The organism is candidate division KSB1 bacterium (assembly GCA_022566355.1).
Classification (GTDB): Bacteria; Zhuqueibacterota; JdFR-76; order JdFR-76; family DREG01; genus JADFJB01.
The window spans coordinates 1-15,248 of the sequence record JADFJB010000039.1; the positions used below are offsets into that span (position 1 = coordinate 1).

Annotated in this window: 12 protein-coding genes and 1 tRNA gene; 5 read left to right on the plus strand and 8 right to left on the minus strand. The window is 41.6% G+C overall.

Annotated features, from left to right (window positions below; translation table 11 throughout):
- Positions 1 to 238 precede the first annotated feature (238 nt).
- Positions 239 to 1,633, minus strand: a complete 1,395-nt coding sequence (locus IIC38_08770) for a sodium:solute symporter family protein (protein ID MCH8126039.1) — start codon at positions 1,631 to 1,633, stop codon at positions 239 to 241.
- 138 nt (positions 1,634 to 1,771) lie between these two features.
- Between IIC38_08770 and IIC38_08775 the strand changes: the two genes are divergently transcribed.
- The gene (locus IIC38_08775) at positions 1,772 to 2,161 is read left to right on the plus strand and encodes a DUF4870 domain-containing protein (protein MCH8126040.1); all 390 of its coding nucleotides are present in this window, start codon (positions 1,772 to 1,774) and stop codon (positions 2,159 to 2,161) included.
- Between the two features lie 113 nt (positions 2,162 to 2,274).
- Here IIC38_08775 and IIC38_08780 read toward each other — a convergent pair whose 3' ends face one another.
- On the minus strand, positions 2,275 to 3,534 hold the full coding sequence (locus IIC38_08780; GenBank protein MCH8126041.1) for a transporter substrate-binding domain-containing protein: 1,260 nt from the start codon (positions 3,532 to 3,534) through the stop codon (positions 2,275 to 2,277).
- Positions 3,535 to 4,148: 614 nt separating this feature from the next.
- Here IIC38_08780 and IIC38_08785 point away from each other — a divergent pair.
- The 4 genes from IIC38_08785 to IIC38_08800 all read left to right on the plus strand — a co-directional run bounded on the left by IIC38_08785 (position 4,149) and on the right by IIC38_08800 (position 11,241).
- Positions 4,149 to 4,221, plus strand: a tRNA-Asn gene (locus IIC38_08785).
- A gap of 624 nt (positions 4,222 to 4,845) precedes the next feature.
- Complete coding sequence (locus IIC38_08790) at positions 4,846 to 5,550, plus strand: hypothetical protein (protein ID MCH8126042.1); 705 nt, start codon at positions 4,846 to 4,848, stop codon at positions 5,548 to 5,550.
- Between the two features lie 150 nt (positions 5,551 to 5,700).
- The gene (locus tag IIC38_08795; protein ID MCH8126043.1) at positions 5,701 to 7,845 is read left to right on the plus strand and encodes a response regulator; all 2,145 of its coding nucleotides are present in this window, start codon (positions 5,701 to 5,703) and stop codon (positions 7,843 to 7,845) included.
- 1,245 nt (positions 7,846 to 9,090) lie between these two features.
- Complete coding sequence (locus IIC38_08800; protein MCH8126044.1) at positions 9,091 to 11,241, plus strand: hypothetical protein; 2,151 nt, start codon at positions 9,091 to 9,093, stop codon at positions 11,239 to 11,241.
- Positions 11,242 to 12,049: 808 nt separating this feature from the next.
- On the opposite strand, the gene IIC38_08805 is transcribed toward IIC38_08800, so the two are convergent.
- Genes IIC38_08805 through IIC38_08830 form a run of 6 tightly spaced genes read right to left on the minus strand, consistent with a single transcriptional unit; the run spans position 12,050 to position 15,039 of the window.
- Complete coding sequence (locus IIC38_08805) at positions 12,050 to 12,559, minus strand: hypothetical protein (protein MCH8126045.1); 510 nt, start codon at positions 12,557 to 12,559, stop codon at positions 12,050 to 12,052.
- Between the two features lie 24 nt (positions 12,560 to 12,583).
- On the minus strand, positions 12,584 to 12,970 hold the full coding sequence (locus tag IIC38_08810; GenBank protein MCH8126046.1) for a hypothetical protein: 387 nt from the start codon (positions 12,968 to 12,970) through the stop codon (positions 12,584 to 12,586).
- A gap of 21 nt (positions 12,971 to 12,991) precedes the next feature.
- Complete coding sequence (locus IIC38_08815; GenBank protein MCH8126047.1) at positions 12,992 to 13,699, minus strand: diacylglycerol kinase family protein; 708 nt, start codon at positions 13,697 to 13,699, stop codon at positions 12,992 to 12,994.
- Positions 13,692 to 14,003: a lycopene cyclase domain-containing protein gene (locus tag IIC38_08820; protein ID MCH8126048.1), complete on the minus strand. Its 312-nt coding sequence runs from the start codon at positions 14,001 to 14,003 to the stop codon at positions 13,692 to 13,694. The genes IIC38_08815 and IIC38_08820 overlap by 8 nt, the downstream gene beginning before the upstream one ends.
- A 27-nt stretch (positions 14,004 to 14,030) precedes the next feature.
- Complete coding sequence (locus tag IIC38_08825; protein MCH8126049.1) at positions 14,031 to 14,411, minus strand: transcriptional regulator; 381 nt, start codon at positions 14,409 to 14,411, stop codon at positions 14,031 to 14,033.
- A 40-nt stretch (positions 14,412 to 14,451) separates the two neighbouring features.
- On the minus strand, positions 14,452 to 15,039 hold the full coding sequence (locus tag IIC38_08830; protein ID MCH8126050.1) for a hypothetical protein: 588 nt from the start codon (positions 15,037 to 15,039) through the stop codon (positions 14,452 to 14,454).
- Positions 15,040 to 15,248: the final 209 nt, after the last annotated feature.

Sequence of the window (15,248 nt, forward strand, 5' to 3'; positions counted from 1 at the left end):
CCTCATCAGAAAAGGGATGTCTGTTTATAACAGCGTGTTTGTATTTTGTTTTGTTCTGTTATTTGTTCTTTAAATCTTGCTTCTGTTAAAGTAAGAAAAGAGTTACTATGCCTAAGTTTTGCTGGCATCTGATAAAATTCCTTGACTTTTTACATAACAGCCTTTCGACCTTGCTCAAGATAAACTCCGTCGAAGGGCTTCGTCGAAATGACATTCTGTTAATTTTTCAGAGTTACTATTACTTTTTCCTTAAAAAACCCAATATCCACCAACCTATCGAAACTACAAGTCCCGGGTACATGGGTTCAATTCCCAGGACATAAACGGGTTGGTTGGCAACGGCCATAACATATCCTGAAATCAACCAAAAGATAGAAACCACACTCGTCGTTACCATCATTCTGAATGTAGATTCTGCGCTCAACTTCAACCGTGGGAAAAAGCTGGTCCAGATCGGAATCAAAAGAACCGGAATAGCGACCGAACCCAAAATATACCAAATATCGATGACGGATTGAAATCCAATTGCGAGAAAAATAGAAAGAACCAGGCTGGCCAGCAAACCCCAACGGGTGAATAGTATGATTTTTTTTGGATTATCTTTGCTGCCGCGTAATCGCCAGATAAAATCCCGCCCCAGGGTGATCGCAGAAAGAAAGGAATAACTATCCAGGGAAGACATAATGATCGCCAACATTCCAACCAGGAAAATTCCCTTTATTCCGACCGGTAAAACCAGCTCACCCAACAACGGAAATGCCATGACCGGATCGATACCTTCCAAGGCGAATCGTGCATAAAATCCGGCGGAAAGTGTCATCATATCAAACACAAACCAGAAACCTATAGCGGTAAGAATTCCCTTTCTGGCAATGTTTTCATTTTTCGCAGCGGAACAGCGTTGGTAAAAAGAAGGACTGACGATTGTCCAAAGTGCGATGATCACCCAGGCTCCTATTTTCTGAATGGATAATTTACCAACCAGGCTAGTATGGCCGGCCGGTAATTGCGGCAGAAGTTCAAATAGATTGCCAAGTTTAGCCCAGGCAAATGGCAGCAAAATACCAAAACCGGCAAACATCAGAAAAAATTGCAGGATGTCCGTTCTCACGACAGCGCGAAAGCCACCAAACATAACGTAAATTGTCGAGAATAAAGCGCCAACTAGAATTGAAACAGTTATCGACCAGCCAAAAACCAGGTGGATCAAAACGCCGACCATTAACACATAAGGAGCGGGGGAGACCAATATAAATGTAAAGAAACTACCAAGCAATCCTGTTGATTTATTGTAGCTGGCATAAAGTTGGTCCGGCAGCGTATAATGCTGGTTACGATGAATTTTGGGCGCTAAATACAGTGCATAGAGCAATGCGAAGACATAATAAAAAAAGCCCTGGGTGAACCAGCTTACCAGGCCGAATTGATAGGTAAACTCGCCAACCCCAAGAATCCCCCCGTAAAACGTGGAAACCAATGTGGCGACAAAAGCGCCCAAACTGAGTTTGCGACCGGCGATGAGAAAATCGTCGTTGCTTTTTTGTTTGGGTGATTTAAAAATGCCCAGTACGATTAAACCAATGAAATACAGGAGAACAAAAAAGACATCCCAAAAATGAAGTTCAAATTGCATAATAGAATTTTAATGTAACTTTGTTCTAATCACAATAGTAGATTTAAGATATGAATACTCTAGAAATTTACTGTATCATAACTACTTTTGAGACGTAAACAAATTTTGACAGAATAATTTATAATCAAAGGAGAAAAAATGGAAAAGTCCAGCGATGCGGCAATCAACCAAAATGCAGAAATTAGTGCAATTAGCAAAGATGAACGAGTGTGGGCTTTGCTATGCCACATCAGCGCCTTTGCGTGTTTTGTCTTCCCTTTTGGCAATATTATTGCGCCATTGATCGTCTGGGTTTTAAAGAAAGATGAATCCCCTTTCATCGACGACCAGGGAAAAGAAGCCCTCAATTTTCAAATAACCGTAACCATATTTTTCTTTATATCGATCATATTGATCTTTGTTGTTGTGGGAATTCCTTTATTAATCGGACTATTTTTCTTCAATATAATTTTTACGATTATTGCGGCTTTAAAAGCCAATGATGGTGAAAAATACAGGTATCCTATCAATATGAGGTTTATTGATTAGGGTCAGAACGAAAACACCCATCATTCTGTCATTCCCGCATGTTTTAAGCGGGAATCTACATTGCTTGGAATAATTAGATCCGGTTCAAAAGTTCAATTTTGTTAACTATGATTTTATTGGGATAGACCTGCTGCTTCTTGCGGAGATAATTCCAGGTAGTGCTGGTATCTTTCCAGGATTTCTCTTACATATTTAACCGGCTCTGAACCCCGGCAGTAACCAAATTCTACTACCACGTCATTGAAAAATTCCGGTTTTGATTTTTGCTCGAGGTAATATTCCACATTGTCTTTCCATATATTGGGATCTCCGCCAAATTTTATGGCAAGGTTCCTCGCGTCCTGGACATGGCCTTGTCCCACATTGTAAGAGGCTAAAATAAACAATTTTCGTTCTTCAGGATCAGGGATAATTTCGATCCAATTAGAATCAAGCCATTGTAAAAAACTGACGCCTGCCTTCAGGTTTTCAACCGGATCGTAGAGATTTGTCACGCCAAACATTTTACCGGTTCTTGATAAGACCTGCATTAAACCGATGGCTCCCATCCATGATTTTGTGGTTGGGTCGAATTGAGATTCCTGGTAGACCTGGGATACCAATAGGCGCCAATCCCAGCCCAGGGAATCGGCATGCTGCTGCAATAGTGAATCATAGGGAGAAATATTGCCCTTGCCGACATAAAGGAATTCGCTTTTAACCCGCTTCTTAAATGCATATCGATTTTTGTAATATTTATTGTAAAGAACATTAAAAAGGGCGCCGGATTTTAATTGTTTTAAGGTTTTGTTAATTGCCTTTTGTAATTCCGGTGAATTTTTTCGAACCGCCCATGCGATTCTCTGGGACAGGCTTACCGGGGTAGCTACATCGATATTATCATAATTCGCTTGGTTAATCAGGGCGACATTTTGATCGGCAATTGCGTACTCAATTTCCTTCCCGGCAACCATTTTAATGAGATCTTCACTGGTCACACCCACCGGCGCTTCGATAATATGAATGTCTCCGCCAATTTCTTCCGATAGATTTTGTAATCTTGAGATGTAGGCCGAGCCTTTGCGAACGTGAACCGAATCGCCGATCAAGTCAACCGGATCGCGAATTAATTCTCGTCCGATTTCATGAAGTTTCATTTTACGCCAGTTATCCGGTTTCCGTTGAACCAGGACTTGCCGGGTTAAGGTGTGATGTTCACTGAAAGCTACTCTTTCTTGCCGTTGTTTGGTAACCGTTAAGTTGAATGCGATCAAATCGCCTACACCTTCGTTTAGCAAGGTGAACATTTCATCCAGGTCGTGAGCCAGCACAATATCGAAATCCAGCCCCATGGAGTCGGCAACCTGGCTCAGGAGTTCATATTCAAATCCCATAGGTTGGCCCCGGTAAATAAAATAGCTGATCGCCGAATACCCGGTAATTGCCGTAAGTTTGCCGCGCTAATTTATCTGGGCCAGATCGATTGCTACTTTAGGTTGGAATTCTTTCTTGCTTTGACAACTCAGAGTAAGAATTAGGAGAGATAGGATTGCCCCGGTTTTAGAAAGGGTTTTGCAGTTGTTTAAAATATTCTGCATGATTGAAAATTTTTATTATATTGGCTCGATTGTTAGTTTGATGAATTAAAAATTGAAGTTAAATAATCCGGAGATTAAATACAATAGTTAATAAGACGATGTAAATTGTTAACGTAGGAGCTGCATACTAATGCCTTTACCCTGCCAAAGTCCTGAGATGTTGTCCCGGAAAAATTTCATTCGAATTTGTATTTCGTTGTTTTGTAAAGCCAATTTTGTTAATCAACGTATTGAATAAATCAACCGATGAAACAGCTTGACACCTGAAATTAATTATACTATATTCAATGCCGATATAGAAATTATTCCGGCGTAGCTCAGTTGGCAGAGCGAGTGGCTGTTATCCCGACGGGTCGGGACGTAGGTTCGAGTTTCAATGTTAAGTAAAAATTTATAAGATAAAAATATATTCCGGCGTAGCTCAGTTGGCAGAGCGAGTGGCTGTTAACCACTAAGTCGTAGGTTCGAGTCCTACCGCCGGAGCAAGTGACTTCATAAAATGGGGAATTAATTAATCACCAAACCTACCAATGCTGAGATTACACATTTCGCAATAAAAAGAAAAACTTGTCTTTTAAATGATGTTCTAGAAAAAACCCATTTATCTCATCGAATAATATTTTATAAGAGCCGGAGGAGAAATGTAATATGACACTTAAATTTCCTCAGCTTTTGTAGCACAAAACACGATTAGAATATCACGCATTCTATTTTTAATAAATTTTACACACCTACCGTTTAAGTAAAAATTGAATTAATTTGGTGAATTGATAGATAGTAATGAAAATGGAAATACATGCCGATAGAAAAAGAAAATCAGAAGAGGCGCTGGTGCGTTGGGCAAGATCGGAAGATAAGTAAGGAAAGTGGTTGACGAGAAAGATGGAATTCATTTAAACTGAGATCAACGAGTTGAATTCACAAAAAGAATACGAATCTTTTTCATTTCTAATTAAGGAGTTCAGAATGAGTCAAAGAGTCAAAAATTTCAGTATGATTATGTTTCTTTTATGTGCCGGATTGATCTGGGGTACTGCTTAGGTGAATGCGCAGTAAAGATTGCTCATCGGTGGATACGGAAACATGCATTATATGAATCACAACGGCATGCCGCAGTTTGTTAATGCGGCGGATTTGAACAACGGTTTCTTTCAAATTCGAGAGTTCTCACTCTTCTTCGATTTTGCCATTACGGATGCGATCGTCGCATCAACTGAACTTGAGGCGGGAGACAATGGACACAGGTATGTTGCTAACTATGCCTACGTCGATATAGAAGTGTTTGAAAACTTCAGCTTCCGGGTTGGGAAAGTGCTGGTGCCATTCCTTTCTTACAATGAGAATAAGCCAAATTTCAAACAAAACCTTATGAGTCAACCCTTCACTGCATGGAATGTGGTTCCGGTAAATGGCATTGCGCAACAGTTTCATGGTTTTGGTTGGGGGGATGCTGGCGTCACGCTGAACGGGCACACTGCCCTGGGAGAAGCAGGCATGCTGGACGTTAAATTTTCTGTGATCAACGGCATCGGATCAGAATCAAACGTCCTGGACGGCAATTCCCTGCAGCTGGATGCTGGTATGATGAAGCCAGTCGTTCGTATCAGAGATGGATTAATCCAAAATCGAGTAGCCACTGAGCTGATTGACAACAATGACGACAAAGCAACAGTATTAAAGGCTTCGTTTAAAACACCTGAAATCCCATTAGAGGTTGGCTTTTCCTGGTATCGAGGCTCCTGGAACAAGGCAGGCGACAAGAACCTAAACAATGCAAGGACTGCATCTGAATTGGCTTGCGCGATGGGTTGACTAGATTCATGATTGGATAAGAGAAGGGACTCGCCAAAGATGTTTGAGCTGAATTGTAATGTGCGGATCATATTGAAAAAAGTGAAGGCGCTGACCACGATCAGTTTCTGGTCACACTTGTTAGTGCATCAACATAAAGTTTGAAGAAGAATGCTTACTATCGAAGGCCAAGACCTCGACAAGACATTCCCATTTTTCCTCGCGATTGACTCGTCTTGCAGAATAATCCAGGCAGGCAGTTCTCTAATTAGCCTTGATCAGGAAATTGAAGGAGAACTGCTGCTGAGAAAATTTAAAGTCCTTCAACCAGTGATTGCAATAGACTTTGAGAAAATCTGCGATGCTGCGGGCGCCACCTTCATATTGCAGCATATCGAAAGTGGCTTGTTATACAGATACGAGGTCATTATCCCGAAGGGGAATACACAGCTCCTTTTTATTGGTTCTCCCCAACTGAAAAGTATGGAAGACTTCAACCGCTATGGCCTTAGCATGATGCACTTTGCGCTGCATGACACAATTCGCGATTACGCATTAGTATTGAATTCTAAAAATATGCTGGTTAGTAAGACTAAAGCCCTTTCCAGTAAGCTGGAGCTATCAAATAGTCAACTGGAGGCTAAGGTTGCTGAGAGAACCAGCGAATTGGAAAAAGTCAAAGAAGCAGCAGTTGCAGCAAATACTGCCAAGAGCGAATTCCTCGCTAATATGAGCCATGAAATCCGAACGCCGATGAACGGTATCATTGGCATGACTGAGCTGGTTCTGGACACTGAGCTTAATTCCGAACAAAGAGAATATTTGGATGTTGTAAAATCATCAACGAATTTGCTCTTATCAATAATTAATGATATACTCGACTTTTCCAAGATCGAAGCGGGCAAACTGGAGCTTGAATTCATAAACTTTAGTTTGCGGGATTGTGTTGGTGAGACTGTCAAAACCCTTGCTATACGCGCTCAAAAGAAGGGCCTGCTATTTGCCTTTCGCATCTCTGCTGAAGTCCCTGATACATTGGTTGGAGATCCTGGCCGGCTGCGACAAATTATAACCAATTTGTGTGGAAATGCCATTAAATTTACAGATCACGGTGAAGTTGTACTACAAATTTATCTAGAAAAATCAAACCAGGTTTCCTTAGAATCACAGAAAAAAAATGTTCGTCTGCAATTTTCTGTTAAGGACACGGGAATAGGAATTCCCAAAGATAAGCAAGCCGTTATTTTTGATTCCTTCAGTCAAGCCGATGGCAGTACTACCCGTAATTATGGCGGCACCGGTTTAGGATTGACGATTTCAAAACAATTAATCGAGATGATGTCTGGCAGAGTCTGGTTAGAAAGTACAAAGGGAAAAGGCAGCACATTTTATTTCACCGCATGTTTTGATGTGCAGAAGAAAACAAAGCAGGAATTATTGCCCCTTGCGCCTGAAGAGTTGAAAGACGTCCCTGTGCTCATTGTAGAAAAGAATGCAACAAACAGGCGCATTCTGGAAGAGATGGTGGGCAATTTACAGATGCAGGTTTCAGCAGTGGACAGCGGCATGGCAGCGCTAGGGGAAATGAAACAAGCAAACGAATCAGGCAACCCCTTTGCCCTGGTGTTACTTGAATCCAATTTGCCGGAGTTGGATGGTTTTGAACTTGCAGAACAAATCAAGCAAAATCCTAAACTGGCGGATATGATAATAATTATGCTGCCGACAGTGGGTAAACGAGGCGATGCATCCCGCTGCAAAGAGCTGGGTATATCCGCTTATTTAACCAAGCCGATATTACAGACAGAACTGCTGGATGCGATAAAAACTGTGCAGGCCAGGTCAGCTGTTGGCAATAAACAAAATAGCAAGAAAGAGGAGGGTCAGCCGGCAGAACTGGTCACGCGCCACTCATTACGGGAGGAAAAGCAGCGCCTTAGCATCCTGTTAGCAGAAGACAATAAAATAAACCAAAAGGTTGCGGCTAGACTGATAGAAAAACGGGGTCATAAAGTGGAAATAGCCAACGATGGTGCAGAGGCACTTACTTTGTTGGAGCAGGGCCATTTTGATTTGATCTTGATGGATATTCAGATGCCGAATCTTGACGGTTTGGCAGCGACGGCAGTCATACGTGAAAATGAAAAGGAAACAGGTGTTCATATCCCCATAATCGGTTTGACCGCCCATGCGATGAAAGGTGACAAGGAACGCTTCCTGGCAGCAGGTATGGATGGTTATGTGCCGAAACCGATTCAACCAAAAGAATTGTTTGAGGTTATAGAAAGTTTTACATCGGTTGATTGGCATGAATAACCTCATTCAGAAATTTCACTAGAGAATGGTAGAAAAGATGAATGTGTTGAAGGATCCTTACAGAGTGACGAGCAGGTTGAATAGTTACAACATTAAAGAAAAACATATAGTTAATTAGTTAAATATGAATCTATCCCTACCGTGAAGCTAACGCGATGTTCGTTCAGGGAAACGCAAAGAGGACATACTTTTACTGGCAAATTGTTTTCTTAAAGACAGATAGAGATATATCCAACAGATGTAAATTCCTTTAGTGAATCTGTCCAACAAACACTGGTGGGATATAATTATCCCGGCAATGTGCGAGAATTAGAAAACATCATTGGAGCGCTCACCTATTCATTGTAAGGGTAATTTTTTCAAAAAACGCAGACATCTTACTATTATCATGGTGGTTCACCAAAGTAAAAGTCTTGATGAATAAATAGTTATCCAAAACCCTATACACGGCAACCAAGCCTGGATTTCTAGAAATCTTTCTTTTATATCTTGCTTACTCATAACAACTGAACGCTCCTTCTTTGATAATTTCTATAATTCTATATCCATAAGGGAATACTTATTGGACAGTAATTTCTTCTTAGTTAGTTAGTTCCTGCAAATTCGTGCTCATTTATATCATTCAAAGCTATACTAGATTTCAATTCGTACAGTCTTTTGAAAACTTTAAATTTTGAATTATATTGCATATTACAATACCCAATTAGTAGTTGTAAACATTCATTCTTAAATGGTCAGTTTCGTAAATTTCGGCGACATATTTTTAAACGAGCTATAGAGTTTGAGTAATTTGCTTATCTCAATTACCCTTCCATAACTTCCCCTTAATCAAGGAGAGAATAACCCTTCTTGTTTTAAGGAGGGTAGGGGAGGTTTTAAAAATGCTTTTTTTGATATTTATAAGTACAATTTTAATGAGTTACAGTAATTAATTATGTTATTATAGACTAATTCTAAGAAAAGGAAGAAGGATGGAAAGTACAAAAGTATTCACTTTAATATTGTGTTTTTTCGTAAGTGTAGTGGGAAATCCCGCTGGGTTCCAAACAGGATGATTTTAGATCATGGCTCCTGCAACTATTATGAAAGATTTTGAAATTGTAGTCATACAAGAACTTGTAGCACTGAGTGATCTCTACATGTTGACTGACCTAGAAACTGAATGTTAAATGAACAGATGAAATTGATGAGGTGTAGGCAAAATCATAGTTCAAGTCATACTGCGGTAAAGAAAGGCTTTTGTCAATGATAAGTAAAAATCAGTTTGTCGGTTTGAATAGCCAAAGATATTACCTGTTTTTTCTGTTTGTTTTTCTGTTTTTTGCAGAAAATCTTTATAGTCAAAAAACACGAGAAATTCCCGCGCGTTCAGGTGGATCGTATCTGAACTCACGTCACTCAAGTTCTGGTGTTAACATTGGCCCTTATTCAGAAAAAAGTAAAATATTACTCCCTAAGATTGCAGCCATTCTTAATACTTTTGAAGGCTTTGATTTCGACGACAACGCAACTGAAAATGACGGTTTCGTATTTGTTCCTCCCGATCCTATAGGTGCAGCAGGTACGGACCGAGTCATCGGGGTGGTCAATGCCATGATCGAAGCGCATGATAAGACTGGAACTTTATTGTGGAGAGATGCCCTTGCGGATTTCTTTGCCCCTTTGGCACCGACAACTTTTACCTTCGATCCGAAGGTGGTATACGATCACTATGAAGGTCGCTTCGTCGTCGTCACCCTGGAAAAGGTTGAAACGGGAACCAATCCTGACCCGGGAAACACATCGTTCATCATGCTGGCGGTGTCGAAAACGGCAACGCCTGCCACGGCGACTGCGGCAGACTGGTTCTTTCACAAGATTGATTCGAAGACCACAATAGGTGGGGTTGACCATTGGGCCGACTATCCCGGCTTCGAATTGGATGAAGAAGCTGTCTATATCACCAACAATATGTTCGCCCATGATGGCGCTGCTACCGTCTTTGGAGTGCGATTGTGGATCGTTGACAAAGGCGTTGTTGGAGGATTTTATGCTGGCAGTGCAGCCGCTGTAACGGTTCACGACCCATATGCCGGTAGTGGCGTTAAAACTACCACGATGCCCGCCCTTGTATTTGGTGCCGGCGGAGCGGGACCAGGGATTGGCACATATCTGGTCTCATTCAGTGGAATCGCCTTTGGAGGGATTGAGTCCGTCCAAGTGGTGCGGGTTGACGATCCACTGGGAACCCCGATTTTCACCCAAGAGTTCGTCAGTGTCGGTGATATTGATACTGATGTTGGAGAGCTACCAGATGCTCCCCAATTCGGAACGGCGACACTTATTGAGGTCAATGACCGACGCTGTCTGGATTGCGTTTGGCGGAATGACGAATTGTGGTGCACGACGACTATTAATCCAAATTCCGGTCCGGATACCGGTGAAACTACGGCACACTGGTTTAAGCTCCTCACTTCCGCTGTACCCGGTGGTGCTATCACATTAGCCGATCAGGGAAACATTGGCGGTGAAGACATTGCTTCTGGTACCTATACGTTCTTCTCCTCAGTTGCTGTGAACAGTTTGGGAGATGCGAAATTCGGATTCTCTGCTTCAAGCCCGACGACTTTTGCCGGTGCCTTCCTTACCGGTCGGAGACCGGGTGATACCGCCGGTACGGTAAGAGCAACGGAAACAGTCCATGCTGGTGAAGACTTTTATGTACGCACGTTTGGCGATACTAGAAATCGTTGGGGCGATTACAGCGGCATATCGGTGGACCCGACAAACGATGTAACGTTTTGGGTTTTCAATGAATATGCTGCTGAACGTGGAACCGTGATTAGCGGAGAGGATGGGCGCTGGGGAACCGCCTGGGCAAGTTCAGACTTTGGATCTGGCGATCCGGCAGTGGTATTTCGAGTGCAACGTTCCACAGGTGACGTTTTTGCCAAGGGTTCATTCATAGGAGGCGGCGCTGATCTTGCCGAACACATCAATGTTACTGAACCAGTAGAACCGGGTGACATTGTTGAGCTGGATCCTACTAAACCAATGCATTATCGTAAAGCCCGTGGATACAGCCAGTTGATTGCCGGAGTTATTACAACTGAACCCGGGTTTACGTTGGGGAATCGTCCAGGGAAAAAGGAAACGGCAAGAGCTCAGGCTTTTGAAAAAACCGTAACTTCAGAAACCTCTGGCCGTTTTCTTTTAGCCCTTATGGGGCGTGTGCCAATTAAGGTCACAACAGAGAATGGTTCAATTCGTCCAGGAGACCTGCTAACGGTATCGAGTTTACCAGGTTATGCCATGCGATGTGCTGATTCTAAAGTTTGTGAAGCGGTTATAGGCAAAGCGCTGGAAGGTCTGGTAAAAGACAAGGGAACTATACTGGCTTTGATAATGTCGCATTAATTTTATTCGATAATGGTTATTGGCATAATGAAAGTGCACCGGTAAAGGTGTACTTTCATTTTGCATTTAACCGATAATAAATAGATTTGCAAGGAACCCTACTCAGACTCTTGTTTTACTTTTTGGGTAAGCTCTGCAAAGTATTCAATTTTCGTTTGTAACTGTGACTATCGTTCCCTGCAACATCAAATTCTTCTTCAGCTAACGCTTAATCAAACGTGAAGAAATCCAGTTCATGTTGCCGAGTCATATACGAGCTATCAACAAAATCATTCTCTGCAGTACCCATCACTTGGCAGAAGAGTTTTCCGTTGCGAGGCGACGAAATACTGCTATAGTTACCACTCAAGAAAGTACCGCAGCTGTACGAAGTGTGGAAAATGACTCCGATACACGCTGGTTAGCCACTAAAACTTCTTTGATTTTGCCTGGTGTTATCAAGGTTACCCCGTCCGGCAAAACTCAGGCTTCTGCCAAAGCCTCTAAGTCCTTGACACAGGCCGAGCCAAGTGTCAACTGCTTCGGGCTAAGTGGTCTGCTTCATAAATTCGGTGACGTATTTTTAAACGGAGCTATAAGCTGTAGGTTTTTGTTTATCTCAATTACCCCTCCTAACCTCCCCTTATCAAGGGGAGGAATTTCCCCTCCTTGCTTAAGGAGGGGGTAGGGGAGGTTTAATAATATTGATAAGTACAATTTTAATACGTTACAGTAATTATGTTTATATACTAAGCTCAGGGTAAACTTTTGCTGTTTGCCATTTAGGCACTTTAAACTTTAGGCATTTTGGGCGCTTGTTTCTACTGACTCAAATCTCAAACTCCATCGAAGTCAAAACTTTCTTCTGAACGTCATCGAGCATGTTATTAGCCGTGCGAAATTCAAGGCCGAGAAATTTGCCTTTGTACTCGATCACACAGGAAATCGTGTGGACAGAAGCGATTGCATCATAGTGATCGTAAACATATCGATAACCCTTTTGTCCACCCATTTCAATTTTTTCAACCGCCTTATTACCCACCCAAAGTCCACGGCTATCACCCTCCTCCTCTGAAACGAAAACAACACGAATGGCTGTTATTCCATCATATTTGAAAACGACTTCTTTACCATCTTTCGCTTCGCTTTTCGAATAGATATTTGGGTATTTCATTGAATAATTAAGTTGCCGGTTTGAATAAGTAGCCCATTCAATATTCGTTGAATCCAGCGCTCTAGGGTAAGGTTGAGTGCAACCGTTGATAAAGAAGGTTGCAGAAGCGAATATTAAAAGCGGAAAATTTTGATAACTTTTTGATGATTTCCTTAACTGTTTCATCAAAACCTCCTTGAATTTGATGTTTTACCTGGGAATAATCTCATAATTTTCGACGATGCCATAAAGAAGAATTGCTGCAAGCAGAGCCAAACATATGCAGATGATCAATGGGTTCCGAATTCTGTCTTTATAAAAAATGGGTTTTACTAAGCTACTTTGATCGGAATGCAGGCTGGGTCGGACTACGGCGAACAGGTTGATCATAAATGCCAAACCCAACCCGCCAAGTATAACAACCGGGTGTAAAATAAAGCCGATAGTGTTTTGAACCGGATCGATGAGGTTTAGCCCGGATAACGAAAACAAAATTCCTGTTGTAATCAGGTAAAACGCCGGAATGCATAGAATAAAACCGATCAAAGCGATCCAGTACGGTTTTTCGTTCGATATTTCTGTTCTGATTTTATTCAATCCTCCAAATTAGTTTCTTAATTAATGAGTTAACAATGCAATCACTCTTGATAGGAAAATCACGATGCCAATTACAGCAGCTGCTATCGATGAAACCAACACAGCCGCGGCAGAGGCATCTTTGATTGTGCCAATTTCTTTATCCGGCTGTTCATCCGTAAGCCTGGATGCCAATCGCTCCACAACGCTGTTGACGATCTCAAACGCAAGTACGGAACCAATCGCCGTAACGATGAACAGCCATTCTGTGGAAGTGACGCGGAACAGTACTCCCTCAAGCAGGACGAATACGGCAACAGCAACATGGATGGTGGAGTTTCTTTCCAATGGTATGATGCTTAATCCTTTGAATGCCTGTTTAAAACTGATGAACAAAGCCTTCATTTCCCGCGAGACAATGTCGATTCCCTGGTCTTCATAATGTGCGGATATGGAGATAAACGATGAAAACAGTAGTCCCGTAAATATCCACCAAATTGTGTCATCCAGAAAAACAAAGCCAAGGAGCTTTATGTTCGTGATTTTTTCCGGTGAGTAACTCCAGGCTCCATATTTTAATGCGATGGGCCAAATCAGACAGCCATAAAGGGTGAGTATAACAGTTGATATAATGATGGTTTTTACATTTTTCCGCAGGATCAAAAAGAATTCTTTCCTGAGCCACATCAGGATCAATGGAGGAATACAAAATAGCAGGGTATAACCGATATAACTCATTTGCTCAAACACGATTAAACCGCCTCCTCACCAACACGACCACAAATGCAATGAATAATGTACCGAAGATATAGAAACCGATGAATTCTTCAATGGGTATACCGTCTAGCCAAATACCAATAGTCCTTGAAGAGTCATATCTCCACACCCCGGTATTCACAGAAAGCCAATCCCAAATGAACCCAAAAGTATATACAAAAACCAAACACCAGAGTACCGTTCTTTTGTATTTGATGATTTCTTTGCCGGTAATCCAGCCAAGAATCAACACCGGGAAGACAAAAAATATCGATAAATAAATTAAATATACCGGCATCTTCTAAACCTTTAATTAAACTTGTTTTTAAGACTGGGCTGGTTTTAAACCCGATAATGGGAAACTGATATTCTCATTTGAGTTTTGAACGGCTTCGGCCGCTTTTTTCAGGACGTTTTCCAGGGTTTTCAAATATTCGATGAATCTTTCCCGGCCCTTATCGGTGATGGAAACTTTGGTATGAGGCTTGTTGTCCACAAACGACTTTTGCATTTTGATGATGCGAGCTTCGTTCAAGGTTCTTAAGTGGCTGCTGATATTGCCAAAGGTCAAATTGCATTCATCCTTTAACTGGTTAAACGAGAGACTGCCATCTGAAGCGCACAAGGCTGAAATGATCGCCAGACGGCTGGGCTCGTGAAAAATTCTTTCTAACCCGCTGTAGATGTTTTTTTCAATTTTGGTCATGATACTGCATCCTTATTATAAATTGATGTTTGGCTTCATTTCAATCATCGAAATGAAGAATAATTCCTCCCAGCCATTCACCGATAAAAAATACGATTCCCATAGGCCAGGGATTTAGAAAAGACACATCTGAAAACAACAAATAAACCGTCCCGCAAAAAATATAGAACAATCCAACGATCCAAATCAGTTTGGGAAGCGCCGTTCGCGAAGTAAGACAGGCCAGTCCGAATAAACACATCCAAATCCCAAACAGTAATTGATGCTGGTTTTGTGAGATAAAAGCCAGGGTCAGGATTCCACCTACCAACAGCGGCGGGAAGACGTCGACAATCGGGCGCAATTTGCGAAAATCCCGTTGAACTTTTGAATCGAATAGAAACCAGTTGAGCAAAGCGCCATAGTTAATCAATAAACCGATGAAGAATACACACCCCCAGCCGTAGAGGTGAGCAGTGTTGGTTTTAGGAAAGCCGACAGTTGACATAATCAGCGCAGCTAATATCGCTGTCGTTCCAGCAAGCGCTCTTGCCCTGCCGGAATATCCTTTGAACCTCTGCTTCTCAAGTATTTTTTGCTGCAGCTCCCGAACTTGACTTAATGCATCCTGTATATGGATGGTAAACATTGCTGACTCCAATAACTATTTATTGCAAAATATATGTAGATTTAAAGAACTTTGCAACACAAAGTTTATAAAATATTACCCCAGACCCCCAGATTTACCATTTGCTAAAATCAGAACGAAATTTACAAAGGATTCAATTCCATAATTTCGTAAATTTAATCTTGGTGAGATTAAATGAAAAACATCGTAGATGTTTAAGTAGTGTAGTA